Genomic DNA, 16,968 nt, shown 5'->3' with positions numbered 1-16,968 from the left:
ACAAATATTCGCTTCTGACATGTCGCCCATTCCGTTATGATAAAGGATGAATCTATGTAGAAACGAGTTGGTCGACATGTGGTCTCTCCTCTTCATCCCGCTCGGCGCCGTCGTCGGCGCCTTGTCCGGGTTCTTCGGCATCGGCGGCGGGGTCATCATCGTCCCGGTGCTGTTGTTCAGCGGTTATACGGCGGCCGAGGCGGTCGCGACGTCTCTGCTCTTCGTCGTCGGCACGAGCCTCGCCGGTGCGAAGCGGCATACGTCGCTCGGCAACGTCTCCTGGACGACCGGGCTCCTCATCGGACTGACTGGTGCCGTGACGGCCCAACTGTCGAGCCGGCTCGTCCTCGCCTTCTCCGGTACGAGTGATTGGCTGCTGAACGTGTTCTATCTCGCTATCCTATCTTATTTTGCCGTTACGCTCTTAAAGAAAACATCGAAACGCCGACCGAAAGAAAACACGACCGTCGCCGCGGGTGTCATCGGGGCGATCGCCGGGCTGTTGTCTGCGCTCCTCGGCATCGGCGGCGGCTTCATCATCGTCCCGCTCCTCGTCAGCTGGCTCGGCTACTCGACGCACCGGGCTGTCGGGACGAGCCTCGCCGCCGTCTTGTTCATCGCGTTCGGAGGACTCGTCAGCTATTTGCCGTCGCTCACGCTCGACTTCCTTGTCCCGGCCGCGCTCATCCTCGGCGCGTTCATCGGGGCCCCGCTCGGCGCGACGGTGACGAGCCGTTATCGTGAGAAAGAGATTTCACGCCGCCTCGCCTTGTTGTATGGCGTGGTCATCGTCTCGATCACACTCGACTTGATGACGCAACTTTGGATGCCGTTCACGTATATGAGTCTAGGCGTCCTTTTCGTTTTTATCGTCGGTATCACCGCCGATTTCATCGGGCGTTTTACCAAGTGAAAGCCACTTTGAAAATAAAAAAGTGGTTTTTTTGAATATCTTTGTTTTGAAGCGCTTTCAATTGGGGGATATAATGAAGTGGTAAGTCAAAATTCAATATGGGAGAGGGGAGTATCACATGTCAGCATTCGTCAGCGAAATTATTGGTACAATGCTACTCATCTTGCTCGGTAACGGTGTCGTCGCCGGCGTCGTCCTCCGTCATTCGAAAGCGGAGAACGCAGGTTGGGTCGTCATCACGTTCGGTTGGGGCTTCGCCGTTATGATCGGGGTATACGCAGCCGGAATCTACGGAGGGGCGCACTTGAACCCTGCCGTCACGGTCGGGCTAGCGACAGCAGGCTCATTCCCTTGGGCTGATGTGCCAGCCTACATCTTGGCACAGTTTATCGGGGCGTTCATCGGGGCCGTCCTCGTGTTCGTGCACTACAAACCGCACTATGATGTGACCGACGATCCGGGTGCCAAACTGGCCACCTTCTCGACCGCACCAGGGATTCGTAGCACGCCGTTCAACTTGATCGGGGAAATCATTGGTACGTTCGTTCTCGTCTTCGGAATTTTGTCATTCGGGGCCAACACGTTCACGGACGGCTTGAATCCGCTCATCGTCGGTTTCCTCGTTGTCTCGATCGGTCTCTCACTTGGTGGTACAACGGGATATGCCATCAACCCGGCACGTGACCTCGGGCCGCGGATTGCGCATGCGATTCTTCCAATCAAAGGCAAAGGGACGTCGGACTGGGGCTATTCATGGATTCCGGTCGTCGGACCAATCATCGGGGCGGTCATCGCCGCCCTCGTCTATGGCATTCTCGTCCCATAATCTTTCTAATTTCTAAGGAGGCACTCTCATATGGAGAAAGAAAAACGTTATATCTTAGCACTTGACCAAGGAACGACAAGCTCACGGGCCATCATCTTCGACCATCACGGGAAAATCGTCACGACGGCGCAACGTGAGTTCAAACAATACTTCCCGAAACCAGGCTGGGTCGAGCATAACGCGAACGAGATTTGGGGTTCTGTCCTCGCCGTCATGGCCGAGGCGTTCGGGTCGGCTGATATCGATCCAAAAGAGATCGCGGCCATCGGAATCACGAACCAACGGGAAACAGCCGTCGTGTGGGAAAAAGAGACGGGACGTCCGGTCTATAACGCCGTCGTCTGGCAATCGCGTCAAACGGCCGACATTTGTGACGAACTGAAAGAAGCGGGCCACGCCGATTTGTTCCGTGACAAGACGGGGCTATTGATCGACGCCTACTTCTCAGGGACGAAAGTGAAATGGATCCTCGACAACGTCGACGGCGCCCGTGAGAAAGCGGACAATGGCGAGCTCCTCTTCGGGACGATCGACACGTGGCTCATCTGGAAACTTTCCGGCGGCCACGCCCACGTCACCGACTACTCGAACGCGTCACGTACGCTCATGTACAACATCTATGAGCAGAAGTGGGATGACGAGCTCCTCGACATCCTCACTGTACCGAAATCGATGCTCCCGGAAGTCAAGCCATCGAGTGAAGTGTACGCCCATACGATCCCGTACCACTTCTTCGGCTTCGAAGTACCGATCGCCGGCGCTGCCGGTGACCAACAGGCCGCCTTGTTCGGGCAAGCGTGCTTCGATTCAGGCGAAGGGAAAAACACGTATGGCACGGGTTGCTTCATGCTCATGAACACGGGCGAGGAAGCCGTCAAATCGGACCATGGCCTGTTGACGACGATCGCCTGGGGCTACGATGGGAAAGTCGAGTATGCGCTCGAAGGATCGATCTTCGTCGCCGGTTCGGCCATCCAATGGCTGCGCGACGGGCTCCGGATGCTCAAGTCAGCGAAAGACACGGAGCAATACGCGAACCGTGTCGAGACGACAGACGGCGTCTACGTCGTCCCTGCCTTCGTCGGGCTCGGTGCCCCGTATTGGAACTCGGACGTGCGCGGTGCCATCTTCGGCCTGACGCGCGGTACCGAGAAAGAACACTTTGTCCGGGCGACGCTCGAGTCGCTCGCCTATCAGACGCGTGACGTCTTGACGGCGATGGAACAAGACTCAGGAATCGAGTTGAAAACGCTCCGTGTCGATGGTGGCGCGGTCAACAACAACTTCCTCATGCAGTTCCAGGCTGATATCTTGGACGTCCCGGTCGAGCGGCCGGAAGTGAGCGAGACGACGGCACTCGGGGCCGCCTACCTCGCCGGTCTTGCCGTCGGATTCTGGAAAGACCAAGCGGAAATCAAGCAACAGTGGAAACTCGACCAACAGTTCGAACCGAGCATGGACGAGTCGCACCGCGAAAATCTTTACAAAGGCTGGCAACACGCCGTCGAAGCGACGATGGGCTTCAAACCATCGAAACTTGAATCGTAAGCACACGAAAGGGAGCCTCCGCGGAGGCTCCCTTTTTTCGAGCATTCATAACTTGCGCAGACGTAGCCGCGGGCTCATCGGCTCCCCGACGAACAAGATGCCGAGCTCATGCGGGTCGGTTTCATACATCGCCCGCTGGACGAACCGGATATCCCCGTTCAAGTTGAGTACCTCGAGCTTGATGTACGGTTTATGAAGCTGGAGCGCCTCATAGAAGCTGCTCCCGCCCGTGATGACCGTCCCGTTCACTTTATAAATCGACTCGCCCGGGATGAGTTGCATCGCTTCCCCTGGCGAACCCGGGAGCGTGTCGACGATGACCGCCCCACGGTTGCCGTTGATGAACACCGGCGTCGTCGCCCGGTTCTCACGTTTGATGAGCTGTAACGCGAGCTCATACAATACATAGAGCGCGATCAAGACGTAACCGGCGTACGGCACGTCAAGTGCGTAAGACGCTCCGAACAGACCGAGCGCGATGACGGCAAGGATGCCGCGATACGTGCTCAACTTTCCGAGGAGCGTCCGTGGCAACGCCCCGGTCGACAAGAGGCTCACCCCGATTGGAATCGGTAGGATGACTGGGACCATCCCGTCGAACCCGAACGACGGCGGCAAGAAGACGACGAGTGGGAAGAACCAGAGTCGTTTGACGACGTGACCGCCGATGAATTGACCACGTTTCGACAAGATGAGCGTCGGCGACGTCTCGACGTTCCCGTTCCACCGTAGCAAGACCGCCTCGGCGAGCGTGACGACGCCGAAGACGAGCGCATACACCGGCCAACCGACCTCGGCGAGCTGAGCGACCGTCTCGTCGAGCGGTCCGAACGAGATGACGTCACGAAGCGACACGGCCGCGAGCATGACGAGGAGCGGGAACGCCGGGCTGACGAAGCGCGGATGCATCGTCAAGACGACGAGGGCGTACAGGACGGTGAACGTGACGAGCCATTCGACGTTGACCGTCGTCTCGAGCCAGACGGTCGCGACCGAGGCGAGCACGCCGAGCAGAAGGCTTGGCCAGACGAAATGAATCCAGTCCGATTTTGGCGGGCGCCGGCGTGAGCGGAACATCGCCCGTTCCCGTTTGATGCGTGTCATGGATATGTAAGCGAGGGCGACGAGCGTCACCCAGAGCAGCGGACTACCAATCAAAGTCAATAAAGCGAGTACACTCATTCGTAGAACGTCCACACGTGTCCAATCCTTTCCCTAATCCTTATTTTGCGGCTTCTTCGAGCGCACGGTTCAACTGGGCGTCGTTCGCCTCGTCTTGAATGACTTCAAGTAGACGTGATTCGAGCGCCGATGCCGTCTCCTCGTTGACGATTCCGTCCGCCGTCAAGTTGTTGTCTTCTTGGAAAGCGGAGACGGCCCGCGCCATCGTATCGCCGTAATAGCCCGCCTGTCCGCCCGGCTCGTAGCCGAGGCCTTCTAAGACGGTATGCAAGTTCGAGACCGAATCGCCGTAGTCGCCGACTTCGAGCGTGTCCGCCTCGGCGAGGATGCGGTTGACGCTGAAATAGTCCGGTTGATTGACTTCGATGTCCGGTTCGATGCCTTTCTCGTTGATCCAGTTGCCGTCCGGCGTGAGCCATTTGCTCGTCGTCAGCTTCAAGTTGCTGCCGTCCGCCAAATCGAACGCCGTCTGGACGACGCCCTTGCCGAACGTCTTGTTGCCGATCACGGTCGCCCCGGCCCCTTCTTTGAGCGCACCGGCAAGAATCTCCGACGCCGAGGCCGAGCCTTCGTCCGTCAAGACGAAAAGGCCGTACGGCTTCGCCTCACGGGCGCGGCCGCTCTGCGACTCACGCTCCCCGTTGGCGTCCTCGATTTGGACGACAGGCGTGTCCGTCGGGACGAACCCTTCGACCATCGTGATGACGGACGGCAACAGGCCACCCGGGTTTCCGCGCACGTCGATGATGAGGCTATCAATGTCTTGACTCTCGAGTTCCTCGAGCTGTTCCAAAAATTCGTCGTCGGTCGGTTCGGAGAACTGGGTCACTTGCAGATAGCCGATCTTCTTGCCCGCTTCTTCCTTCACCTCTGACGTCACCGTCTCGATTGGAATCGTGTCCCGCGTGATCTCATAGTCGGCCTCTTGCCCGCCGCGGCGAATCGTCAACGTGACGACGGTCCCTTTCTCTCCGCGGATGAGACGCACCGCCTCTTCGACGGCCATCCCTTCAATCGACTCGCCGTCGACGGCCGTGATGACATCCCCTGGACGGAGTCCGGCCGCTTCGGCCGGAGCGCCTTTGATTGGAGCGACGATTAAGATGTCTTCTCCTTTCTTCTCCAAAGTCGCGCCGATTCCTTCAAAACTCGACTCAATCGAATCGGTGAATTGCGACGTCTCTTCCGCGTCGAGGAAGTCCGAATACGGGTCGTCGAGGGCGGCGGTCATCCCGTCGAGCGCCCCGATGAGGAGCGCTTCGTCTGATATATCTTTAAGTGAGTGGGCCTCGATGAGCTTGCGCACTTGTTCGACTTTGTCCCAGCCCTCGCTCCGCGGTTGGATGGCGGTCGGAAGAGCAGTCGTATCGGTAAACGCCATCGTCGCGAGCCCTGCACCGGCCCCAGCGACGAACGTGGCGCCGGCGAGTAGTCCAGCGGTTGAATTTTTCACGGGTAGTCCCTCATTTCTCTTGATCAGTCTTTCATTCAGTATAGCAAAAAGTTTAGAAGAAAAGACGCGTTCCACACATTTGGGACGCGTCTCTCCGTCAATAGCCGATATAAGGACCTGGGTCGACCGCGTTCGGTTGCCCCGGGGCCCATTCGCCACGGTGAAGTTCGAAATGTAAGTGCGGCCCCGTCGACCAGCCCGTGTTGCCGAGCGTTCCGACCGTCTGGCCGGCCGCGATCGTCTGGCCCGGTGTGACCGTGATTGAGTCGAGATGGCCGTACACCGTCGTCCACACTTGGCCGCCTAACACGTGCGAGACAAAGACGACGTTGCCGTAGCCCGTCGCCGGCGCCGCCTTGATGACGATGCCGGGTGCCGCCGCCACGATGGGCGTGCCGGTCGCGTTGACGATGTCGATGCCGCGATGCGACTCCGGCGCCCCGGTGAGCGGGTTCGCCCTCGGGCCGAACCGGCTCGAGACGTACCCGGAGACGGGACGGACGAACGTCGACACAGGTTGCGTCACGTTCTCAGCCGCTTCGACTGGCGGAACCGGTGGCGCGACACGTGCTGTGCCCGGCGACGACTCCGTCTTCGCTTTCGCCTCGGCTTCTTGGCGTGCTCGCGCCTCTGCATCTGCCTTCGCTTGGGCGTCCGCCTTCGCCTGTGCCTCGGCTGCTGCTTTCGCTTCCGCTTGTCGTCTCGCTTCCGCTTCGGCCGCCTCGCGTTCGGCGGTTGCAATCGCCTCGAGCTGACCGGCGATGATGCGGCGCTGTTCGTCCATGAGCGCCTGTTCTTCCTCGCGCGTCATCTGTTCGAGCTCGAGTAGCTCGACTTGTTCGTTTAGTTCGGAAAGGAGCGACTGCTTCTCCTCGGCTGCACGGTCGAGCGCCTGCTTCGTGATGACGAGTTCACGCTCTTTTTGTTTGACGAACGACAGCTGGGTCCGTTGCGTCGTCTCGAGCGACTCGAGCCGCTCGACTTCTTCCATGAAGCTATGTATGAGGTCCCGGTCCTGCTCCGCGATCGACTGCGCCGTCATGAGACGCGTGACGAAATCCCCGAACGTGCGGGATTCGAAGATGACTTGGAGATAGGACCGGTCCTCGTTTACTTGAAGCACACGAAGACGCTCACTGAGGAGCGCCTTCTGGCCTTGGAGGTACTGCTCTTGGGCAGCGAGTTGGCGGCGTGTCGTCTCGAGCTCGGTGCGGGCCGCGTCGGCTTCAGCCTGCTGGACGGCAATCTGTTCACTGAGGCTATCGAGCCGTTCGTTGACGGCCTTCACCTCGGTCAAGACCGCGTCACGCTCCGCCTCGGTGATGTCAAGCTCGGCGTCCGTCTCGGCTTGCGCTTTCTTGGATGCCTCTAGCTGTTTGGATAGACGATCTTGTCGTTCCCGTAACGTCTCTTTCTCCGTCGCCATGACCGGCGCGGCAAGTAACGTCATACATAACCCAAGCGCAAGCGAACGTTTCATCCGCCAACTCCCCCTTATCTAAGTTAGACTTTCAAGAATCGACCGAGCGATGTCGTCGATCCCCAGATCCCGATGAACGCCCCGAGTGCCAACAAGACGAGTGACACTTGCGTCGTGAGCGTCGATGGATCAATCAACTTAAATATATCACCATTCAATTGATCTAGCGATGGTTGTAAAGCACTATATGCGACATCGTAGCCGAAGTAGACGACGGCGATCGGGATGAGCGCGCCGAGCACACCGAGGAGGAGTCCTTCGATGAAGAACGGCCAGCGGATGAAGCTGTTTTTCGCCCCGACGAGACGCATGATCTCAATCTCGCGGCGACGCGAGAAAATCGTCATCTTGATCGTGTTCGAGATGAGGAACATCGCCATGAGCGTGAGCCCGACGATCAATACGAGTCCGCCGATGCGAATCCCGTTGAAGAACGCGAACATCTTGTCGATATAGTCCTGTCCGTATGTGACTCTATCGACGTTCTCAAGCGACTGCACCACCTCGGCGACTTGTTCGGTCTCGAGCGGGTCTGACGCCTTGACGATGTAACGGTCGTGGAGCGGGTTGTCCTTCTCGACCGCACCGTATGCGTTCGCGTCTTCCCCTAACTGGTTGCGGAAGTTCTCGAGCTCATCGTCTTTCGAGCTGAACGTGACTTCGGCGACACCAGGAATCTGTTCGATGTTTTGTCCGAGCTGTTCGACGTCCGCCTCTTCGGCGGTCCGTGTGACGAACACTTGAATCTCGACGTCGTTCTCGACGTTTTGTGAGATCTCATTGACGTTGAACATGACGAGCGCGAAAATCCCGACGAGTAACAATGTGATGGTGACGGCACTGATGGCCGCAAACGTCATCCACCCGTTGCGAAGTGTTCCTTTGAACCCTTCCCGTAAGTGGCGGAGTCCACTTTTAAATATCATAGCCATACGCTCCTTTCTCTTCATCGCGGACGACTTTCCCGTTCTCAATCGCGATGACGCGATGGCGAATCTTATCGACGATGTCACGGTTGTGTGTCGCCATGACGATCGTCGCACCGCGGCGGTGAATCTCTTCAAATACTTCCATGATGCCCCACGCCGTGTCCGGGTCTAAGTTCCCGGTCGGCTCATCGGCGATGATGAGCTTCGGCTTGTTGACGATCGCGCGGGCGATCGAGACGCGCTGCTGTTCCCCACCCGACAGTTCGTCCGGATAGTTGCGGGCCTTGTTTTTGAGCCCGACGAGGTTCAACACGTCCATCACTTGCTTGCGCATCGTATTCGTGTCGGCTTGGACGACCTCGAGGGCGAAGGCGACGTTCTCGTACACGGTGAGCGACGGCAACAACTTAAAATCTTGGAAGATGACGCCGAGTTGGCGGCGAAGTTTCGGCACGTGGCGATTCTTCAGCTTGCCGACATCGATGCCGTCAATCAACAATTGACCGCTCGACGGCTTCTCCTCCCGATAAATCATTTTCATAAACGTCGATTTCCCGGCGCCGGATGGTCCGACGACGTAGAGGAACTCGCCGTCTTGGATTTCTATGTCGAGATCATCGACGGCGACGACGCCGTTCGGATATACTTTACTGACTTTTTGCATCGAAATCATAACGTATTCCCTACCCTTTTTAAATATTTTTCATGCATCTATGACGAAGTTTCATTGTTTTAGTAACTGTATATTTTTCGTCTAGCCTCTGTTCTACAGGAAACAGAACGTGCTGTCAAGGCACGTTGCTCGTACCCACGCCCTAGTCAATTAGACCGAAGACAGGACAAGGAGCGCTACCATTATATCAATCGGTTTTTTAAAACACCATTACAGGAGTGTTTCAGTTGGAGGGCGCACGGTGGGAAATTGTCACATCGAATGCTTACTTCACGCATTCGTCATATTTACTGAAATCGCGGTTCAAAAAAGGCGTCCTGTAATGAGGACGCCTTCCGATTTTACTCAGGGGGTTGGTCTTTCAACGCATCGAACGGCGACCGCTTTTTCTTTCGGTACTTGATGTGGATTGTCGGCGATTCGTACTCGTCCGAGGCGCGGATGTCCTTACTCGACACACGCATGAACGACCAGGCGAGCAGTAGCATGATGAAGATGAGCGGGAACCCGCCGACGATGCTCGCCGTTTGGAGCGTGTCGAGTCCCCCGAGGAACATGAGGGTAAGCGGCATGATACAGAGCGCGAACGCCCAGAACAAACGATTCCAAGCCGCCGGCTCCCCTTCGACATACTTTTGTGTCACCGATGCCAAAATATATGAGGATGAATCAAACGTCGTCGCGAGGAAGATGATGGCGAGGAACGTGAACACGGCGACGACGACCTTGCCGAACGGCAGCTGCCCGATGATGGCGATAATCGTCGCAGCCGGTCCGTACGTATCCATATAACCGATGACATCGAACGCGCCGCTCAAGTGGAGATAAAGCCCGAAATTCCCAAGAATTCCGAAGAAGAGGATACAACCGAACGTCCCATATACCATCGTCCCGATGATCATCCCGCGAATCGTCCGACCGCGTGAGATGCGGGCGACGAACAGTCCGACGAACGGCGCATAGACGAGCCACCACGCCCAGTAGAACACGGTCCATGCTTCCGGGAAGCCGGTCTCGGTGAATCCGCCGAGGTTCCCGAACGGTTCCATCCACGTCGCCATCTTGAAGAAGTTGTCGAGCAGGATGCCGACGGCGTTGAACGTCGTCTCGAGGATGAAGCGCGTCGGCCCGAGGATGAGGACGAAGGCGAGAATCGAGAGCGACAGCCAAATGTTCAAGTCACTGAGCACTTTGATGCCGCGCTTTAACCCGACGTACGAGCTGACGGCGAAGATGACCGTGCAGACGAGCATGATGACCGCCTGCATGCCGAGCGTCACCGGGATGCCGGTGATTTCGTTCACTCCTTCGGCGATCATCGGCGTGCCAAGGGCGAGCGTCGTCCCCGCCCCGCCGAGCAGGCCGAAGATGAACAAGATGTCAATCAGCTTCCCGACCGGACCGTCCGCCCATTTGCCGATGACAGGCCGGACCGCCTCGCTCACTTTGAGTACGGACTTGCGCCGGACGTAAAAGAAGTATGCAATCGGGAGCGCCGGGAGCGTATAGATCGCCCAGGCGATCGGACCCCAGTGGAACATCCCGTACGCCGTCGCCCACTGAATGGCCTCGGTCGATTCCGGTTCGACGCCGAACGGAGGCCCTTGATAGTAGTACACCCACTCGATGACCGACCAGTAGAGGATACTCGAGCCGATCCCGGCCGCGAACAGCATCGCCGCCCACGAGAACGTGCTGAACTCCGGCTCCTCGTCTTCGCGCCCGAGCTTGACGTGGCCGTTCTTGCTGAAGGCGACAAAAATCAAAAACCCGAACGCGCCGAGTCCCATCGCCAAGTACAGCATCCCGAAGTTTTGGGTCATGAACGTGTTCGCTACCCCGACCCATGTCCTGCCCGTCTCCGGGAACAAGACGAGCGGCAGCGTCACCGCGAGCAATAGGCAGAACGCGCCGATGAACGTGGGCCAATCAATCAATTTCGTTTTCAATGTACCCCACCCCTTGAAGTTGTTATTCTTTTTTACCAACATTTCATCGCGACGAAACAAAAAACCACGGGTCGCCCCGTGGTCTCCGTATTATTTCTTCTCAGCGAGCCAAGCCGCAACGGCTGCGATCTCGTCGTCATCTTGGATAACGTTCGCAGGCATATTTCCTTGACCGTTTCGAATGATTCCTTCGATGTCTTCAGCCGACAAGCGTGCCCCGACGTCTGTCAAAGCCGGACCGCTCATCCCTTCTAAGTTCGCGCCGTGACAAGCCGCACAGTTTTGCGCGTATACCGCTTCCGCGTCAATCGAGCCTGTCGTCGTCCCCGAATCGTTGCCTGACGTGTCTTCCTCGTCGCCGCCACCGCACGCACCGAGCGTGAGCATGGCGCCGAGGCCGATGGCCATCATCCACTTCTTCATATAGGGTTCCCCTCCTAAGTTGTAGAAATAACCTACAATTACCATTATAGCCGTTCTGAAGCGCTTTCTAACCTAATCTCATGAAAAGTACACAAAGATTACACATCTTACGGCACGTTGATGTAGCGTTTGTCCGACGTGAACCCTTGCCCCATTACCTCGTGCGCCTCGCTGAAGACGAGGAACGCGTCGGGATCGATGCGACGGATAATCTCCTTCAACCGGCTCACCTCATTCTGCCGGACGACGACGAGGAGCATCGGTCGGTCGAGTCGCGAGTAGGCCCCAATCGCCTGAATCTCAGTCGCCCCGCGGTCGAGCTCGTCGAAGACGGCCCGCGTGATGACGTCACGCTTCTCCGAGATGACGTACGCCATCTTGTCTTGCGTGAAGCCGAGCTGGACGAAGTCGATCATCTTGATCGTGATGAAAAGCGCGATGAGCGCATACAGTCCCGTCGTGAACGAGAACGTCACCGCCGCGACGAGGACGACCGCCCCGTCGAGGATGGCGATACACAGATAGAGCGGGATGTGCGTGAACTTATGTAGGATCTGCGCGATCAAGTCCATCCCGCCCGTCGAGGCGCGCCCCCGGAAGATGAGGCCGAGGCCAATCCCGACGCCCGCCCCGCCGAACACGGCCGCGAGCAACGTATCGTTCACTGCGGCACCGGCGTCAATCAACTCATAGAACAAGATCACGCCCGGCAAGAAGATCGAGCCGACGAGCGACTTGACGCCGAAGCCGAGCCCGAGGATCATCCAGCCGATGACGAGGAGGAGCACGTTCGCCACGAGCTGGAACGCCCCCGGCGAGATGCCGAACAGCTCGTACGTGATGATCGAGATCCCGCTGACGCCGCCCGAGGCGAGGTTGTTCGGGAGTAGAAACAAGCTGAACGCCGAGGCGACGAAGACGGACCCGGTCAGTAAATACATATAGTCTTTGACGATTTGCTTCATTAAAGGTTTTCTCCTCTACATACAACGTGGCCCAAAGACATCGGTCTTTGAGCCACATGCATCACATATTTGTCTTGCGGAGGTACGCGTCGATGAAGCCCATGATGTCCCCATCCATGACGCCGCCCGTGTTCCCGACTTCATAGCTCGTCCGGTGGTCTTTGACCATCGCGTACGGGTGGAAGACGTACGAACGGATTTGGCTACCCCAGCCGATGTCCGTCTTCTCGCCGCGAATCTCGTCGAGCTTACGTTGCTGCTCGTCGAGCTCGCGTTGATAAAGTTTCGCCTTAAGCATCTTCATCGCCGACTCACGGTTCTTGATCTGTGAGCGCTCGGTCTGACACGAGACGACGACACCCGTCGGCACGTGCGTGATCCGGACGGCCGAGTCGGTCGTGTTGATGTGCTGACCGCCGGCGCCTGACGCGCGGTACGTGTCGATGCGGAGGTCTTCGGTCTTCACGTCGACTTCGATGTCGTCATCGAACTCCGGCATGATGTCACATGAGACGAATGACGTGTGACGGCGGCCTGACGAGTCGAACGGCGAGATGCGCACCAAACGGTGAATCCCTTTCTCCGCTTTCAAGTACCCGTAGGCGTTGTGCCCGACGATGCGGAGCGTGACCGACTTGACGCCGGCCTCCTCGCCCGGAAGGTAGTCGACCGTCTCGACTTTCCAACCCTGCTTGTCGGCGAAGCGCTGATACATGCGAAGGAGCATCGATGCCCAGTCTTGCGACTCGGTCCCGCCGGCTCCCGGGTGAAGCTCGAGGATGGCGTTGTTCGCGTCATACGGCCCGTTCAAGAGGATCTCGAGCTCAAACTCGTCGAATTGACCTTTCAGCTCCGTCACCATCTCGGCGAGCTCTTGCTGCATCTCGGCGTCCGGCTCTTCCTTGATGAGTTCGAGCGTCACTTCGCCGTCCTCATGTCCGTCGGCGAGCGCCTGATATTTGTCGACCATCGCTTTCAAGCCGTTCGATTCGTCGATGACTTTTTGCGCCTTCTCTTGGCTGTCCCAGAAGTCCGGGTACGTCATCTCGTTCTCGAGCTCGGCGATACGTGCCTGCTTCTCCGTCAAGTTGAGGGAAGCCTTATAGTTGTCGAGGCGTTTGGCCATCGCCTCGAGTTCGTTCCGAATATCTGAAATTTCCATAGTGTGTATCACCTTTCCGTAGGAAAGAGGCGAGCAGGCTCGCCTCTTAAAAAATCAAGCTTGTTGTTTACCGTGGCAGTTCTTGAACTTCTTGCCCGATCCGCACCAGCACGGGTCGTTGCGGCCAAGACGTTGGTCTTCGGTGCGACGGACCGGCTTCTTCTTCACCGGGGCGTCGTCCTTGCCAGAGACGGCCACTTCTTCTTCGACGACTTTCTCACGACGGAGGTTGTCGCCGACCTCGGCGCGAAGGACGAATCCGGTCACTTCTTCCGAGATGGCCGCGTTCATCGCGTCGAACATGTTGATCCCTTCCGCCTGATACTCGCGGAGCGGGTCGTTCTGACCGTAAGCGCGCAAGTGAATCCCTTGGCGGAGCTGGTCCATATGGTCGATGTGCGACATCCAGTGCGAGTCGACGGCACGGAGGACGATGATCTTCTCGAACTCGTTGAACCGCTCTGGCGGCGCGAGTTGACGTTTCGCCTCGTACTGCGCGTTCGTGCGCTCGAGAAGAAGTTCGGTGATCTCTTCGCGTTCCTTGCCGAAGAAGTCTTTCCCTTCGACCGAATTCTCGAGCGCGAGCGTCTGGTTCGCCCAGTGCGCGAGCTCGTCGATGTTCCATTCTTCCGGCACGAGCTCGAGCGGCGTATACTGCGCCACGCCGGCCTCGACCGTGTCTTGCATCATCGAACGGACGATGTCAGACACCGACTCGTTCTCGAGGATGCTGGCCCGGTCCTTATACATGACCTTCCGTTGGTCGGCCATGACGTTATCGTAACCGAGGAGCTGTTTCCGCGCGTCGTAGTTGTTCCCTTCGACTCGTTTTTGGGCCGACTCGACGGCTTTCGAGACCATGCGGCTCTCGATCGGTTGCGTGTCGTCCATCCCGAGACGCTCCATCATGCTCTGGAGGCTGTCGGTACCGAAACGGCGCATCAGTTCGTCTTCGAGCGACAAGTAGAACTGGGATTTACCCGGGTCCCCTTGACGACCGGCACGACCACGGAGCTGGTTGTCGATCCGGCGTGACTCGTGACGTTCCGTCCCGATGATATACAAACCACCGAGATCGATGACGCCTTCTCCGAGCTTGATGTCGGTTCCGCGTCCGGCCATGTTCGTCGCGATCGTGACCGCGCCTTTTTGACCGGCGTTCTCGATGATTTCGGCCTCGCGGGCGTGGTTCTTCGCGTTCAACACTTCATGCTTGATCTTCTTCTTCGAGAGGAGCTTGCTCAAGTATTCAGACGTCTCGACCGCGACCGTCCCGACGAGCACCGGTTGGCCTGTCGCGTGCGCTGCCGTGATTTCTTCGACGACCGCCTTGAACTTGCCTTCCATCGACTTGAAGATGAGGTCGGAGCTATCCTGACGGAGAATCGGTTTGTTCGTCGGGATCGTCACGACCTGCATGTTGTAGATGTTCCGGAACTCTTCTTCCTCCGTCTTCGCCGTACCGGTCATCCCGGCGAGCTTCTCATACATGCGGAAGTAGTTCTGGTACGTGATCGTCGCGAGCGTCATCGATTCGCGTTGAATCTCGACGCCTTCTTTCGCCTCGATTGCCTGGTGCAACCCTTCAGAGTAACGGCGTCCGTCCATGACGCGGCCCGTGAACTGGTCGATGATCATGACTTGGCCGTCACGGATCATATAGTCGACGTCGTGGTGCATGACCGCGTTCGCACGGAGGGCGAGGCCGACGTGGTGGTTGACCGAAACGTGGTCAATCGCGAACAAGTTGTCGATGCCGAAGAACTTCTCGGCGAGGTCGACCCCTTTGTCCGTGAGGAGGACCGATTTTGTCTTCACGTCGACCGTGTAGTCGTCCTCGACTTTCAGTGTGCGGACGAACGCATCGGCGCGCGTGTAGAGCTCGGTCGACTTCTGGGCCGATCCCGAGATGATGAGCGGAGTACGCGCCTCATCGACGAGAATCGAGTCGACTTCATCGACGATCGTGAAGTAAAGTTCGCGCTGGACGCGGTCTTCCTTGTAGAGGACCATGTTGTCGCGCAAATAGTCGAACCCGAGCTCGTTGTTCGTCGAGTACGTGATGTCGCAGTTGTATGCCGCCTGCTTCTCTTCGCGTCCCATGTTCGAGACGTTCAAGCCGACCGAGAGGCCGAGCGCGAAGTAGAGCGGTTCCATCAACTCTTTGTCACGACGGGCCAAATATTCGTTGACCGTGACGACGTGGACGCCGCGGCCCGTGAGCGCGTTCAAGTAAACTGGGAGCGTCGCGACGAGCGTCTTCCCTTCCCCGGTCTTCATCTCGGAGATGTCGCCGTTATGGAGCACGTATCCCCCGATAAGCTGGACGCGGTAGTGACGCATGCCGAGCACGCGCTCCGACGCCTCGCGGCAGACCGCGAACGCTTCCGGGAGGATGTCGTCGAGCGTCTCGCCCTTCGCGAGACGACCGCGGAACTCTTCAGACTTCGCCTGCAACTGTTCGTCAGACAACGCTTTGATCGGTTCAGCAAACGACTCGACGAGGTCGGCCGCTTTCTCTGCTTTTTTCAATATCCGTTTCTGTGGAGCAAATAAATCTTTCAAAAAGTTCGCCATACTCATATCTCCTCAGCATTCCTATAAAATGCATGTTTTTTCCCTAATGTACAGTTTAACCGAAGTGACCCGCGCTTTCAAGGAAAGGCAAAACGAAACGGCCCCCCGTCGAGGGAGGCCGTGTGATAGTCGAGTTAAGATTATTCTGGTTCAATCAAGCCGTATTTGCCGTCTTTCCGACGGTAGACGACGTTCGTGTTGCCCGTCTCGGCGTCTGAGAAGACGAAGAAACTGTGGCCGAGCATATCCATCTGGAGGATCGCTTCTTCTGTGTCCATCGGCTTGAGCGTGAAACGCTTCGTCCGCACGAGTTCGAGCTCTGACTCTTCATCGTCATACACTGCCACGTCTTCCGGGCCTTCGAGCGCTTTGAAGTACTCGCCGATCCCGCCTTCTTTGGCGCGTCCTTTACGGTTGAGTTTCGTTTTGTGTTTACGGATTTGACGCTCCAACTTGTCGACGACAAGGTCGATCGCCGCGTACATATCGAGGTTCGTCTCTTCAGCACGAAGCAACAAGTTCGGCATCGGAATCGTGACTTCTACTTTTTGCTTTTCATTGTACACTTTCAAGTTGACGTAAGCCGTCTGTGCATCCGTAGGAGTTGTGAAATACCGAGTCAACTTCTCCAGCTTCTTCTCGACATAGTCTTGGATGGCTGGTGTGACTTCAATGTTTTCGCCGCGAATGTTATAAATCATCTGAACTCCTCCTTAAAATAACCGCTTGACCCAATGATTCGTCGCATGTGACGGAATCTCCTGCTTCATTTCTGAAAAGAAAGTGGAACCAGGTGGCTCATATTTAGTATACCCCGAATTCGTTTGCATTGAAAACGTTATCATCAGAAAATAATGACAATTTTGTTCCAAATGATCCGTCTCGTCG

General features: G+C 57.3%; 14 protein-coding genes. 3 read left to right on the top strand and 11 right to left on the bottom strand.

The annotated features are described in order from the left end of the window. Window positions 1-76: 76 nt before the first annotated feature. The 3 genes from RT52_RS15765 (at window position 77) to glpK (ending at window position 3,287) form a co-directional block, all read left to right on the top strand. On the top strand, window positions 77-913 hold the full coding sequence (locus RT52_RS15765) for a sulfite exporter TauE/SafE family protein (RefSeq protein WP_034816010.1): 837 nt from the start codon (window positions 77-79) through the stop codon (window positions 911-913). A gap of 118 nt (window positions 914-1,031) precedes the next feature. Further along, entirely contained in the window at window positions 1,032-1,739 is a 708-nt protein-coding gene (locus tag RT52_RS15760) for an MIP/aquaporin family protein (protein WP_029334585.1), read from the top strand. 30 nt (window positions 1,740-1,769) lie between these two features. Beyond that, window positions 1,770-3,287 carry a glycerol kinase GlpK gene (gene glpK, locus RT52_RS15755; protein ID WP_034816007.1) on the top strand — a complete coding sequence of 506 codons (1,518 nt, stop codon included), beginning with the start codon at window positions 1,770-1,772 and terminating at the stop codon, window positions 3,285-3,287. 45 nt (window positions 3,288-3,332) lie between these two features. Here glpK and RT52_RS15750 read toward each other — a convergent pair whose 3' ends face one another. From RT52_RS15750 to hpf, 11 genes are all read right to left on the bottom strand, one after another. Continuing rightward, window positions 3,333-4,469, bottom strand: coding sequence for a PDZ domain-containing protein (locus RT52_RS15750; protein ID WP_034816005.1), 1,137 nt, complete (start codon window positions 4,467-4,469; stop codon window positions 3,333-3,335). Between the two features lie 40 nt (window positions 4,470-4,509). Next, a complete protein-coding gene (locus tag RT52_RS15745; protein ID WP_034816002.1) occupies window positions 4,510-5,922 on the bottom strand; it encodes a S41 family peptidase in 1,413 nt (470 codons plus the stop codon). 97 nt (window positions 5,923-6,019) lie between these two features. After that, on the bottom strand, window positions 6,020-7,402 hold the full coding sequence (locus RT52_RS15740) for a murein hydrolase activator EnvC family protein (RefSeq protein WP_034815999.1): 1,383 nt from the start codon (window positions 7,400-7,402) through the stop codon (window positions 6,020-6,022). A gap of 23 nt (window positions 7,403-7,425) precedes the next feature. Next, entirely contained in the window at window positions 7,426-8,328 is a 903-nt protein-coding gene (gene ftsX, locus RT52_RS15735) for a permease-like cell division protein FtsX (RefSeq protein ID WP_034815996.1), read from the bottom strand. Next, window positions 8,318-9,004 carry a cell division ATP-binding protein FtsE gene (ftsE, locus tag RT52_RS15730; protein ID WP_034806846.1) on the bottom strand — a complete coding sequence of 229 codons (687 nt, stop codon included), beginning with the start codon at window positions 9,002-9,004 and terminating at the stop codon, window positions 8,318-8,320. Before ftsE ends, ftsX begins: the two co-directional genes overlap by 11 nt. Window positions 9,005-9,345: 341 nt before the next feature. Further along, entirely contained in the window at window positions 9,346-10,953 is a 1,608-nt protein-coding gene (locus RT52_RS15725; protein WP_034815993.1) for a BCCT family transporter, read from the bottom strand. Window positions 10,954-11,043: 90 nt separating this feature from the next. Beyond that, window positions 11,044-11,376: a cytochrome c551 gene (cccB, locus tag RT52_RS15720; protein ID WP_034815991.1), complete on the bottom strand. Its 333-nt coding sequence runs from the start codon at window positions 11,374-11,376 to the stop codon at window positions 11,044-11,046. Between the two features lie 107 nt (window positions 11,377-11,483). After that, on the bottom strand, window positions 11,484-12,341 hold the full coding sequence (locus RT52_RS15715; protein WP_034803916.1) for a YitT family protein: 858 nt from the start codon (window positions 12,339-12,341) through the stop codon (window positions 11,484-11,486). Between the two features lie 61 nt (window positions 12,342-12,402). Next, the gene (gene prfB, locus RT52_RS15710) at window positions 12,403-13,503 is read right to left on the bottom strand and encodes a peptide chain release factor 2 (protein WP_034803918.1); all 1,101 of its coding nucleotides are present in this window, start codon (window positions 13,501-13,503) and stop codon (window positions 12,403-12,405) included. Window positions 13,504-13,557: 54 nt separating this feature from the next. Continuing rightward, window positions 13,558-16,080, bottom strand: coding sequence for a preprotein translocase subunit SecA (gene secA, locus RT52_RS15705; RefSeq protein WP_034815988.1), 2,523 nt, complete (start codon window positions 16,078-16,080; stop codon window positions 13,558-13,560). Between the two features lie 140 nt (window positions 16,081-16,220). Then, window positions 16,221-16,781, bottom strand: a complete 561-nt coding sequence (gene hpf, locus RT52_RS15700) for a ribosome hibernation-promoting factor, HPF/YfiA family (protein ID WP_034803921.1) — start codon at window positions 16,779-16,781, stop codon at window positions 16,221-16,223. Between the last annotated feature and the right edge of the window lie 187 nt (window positions 16,782-16,968).

Source organism: Exiguobacterium alkaliphilum 12/1 (assembly GCF_000714435.1).
GTDB classification, from domain to species: Bacteria; Bacillota; Bacilli; order Exiguobacteriales; family Exiguobacteriaceae; genus Exiguobacterium; species Exiguobacterium alkaliphilum.
Note: the sequence above shows the minus strand (reverse complement) of the source record. Positions and strands in the feature narration are given on the sequence as shown.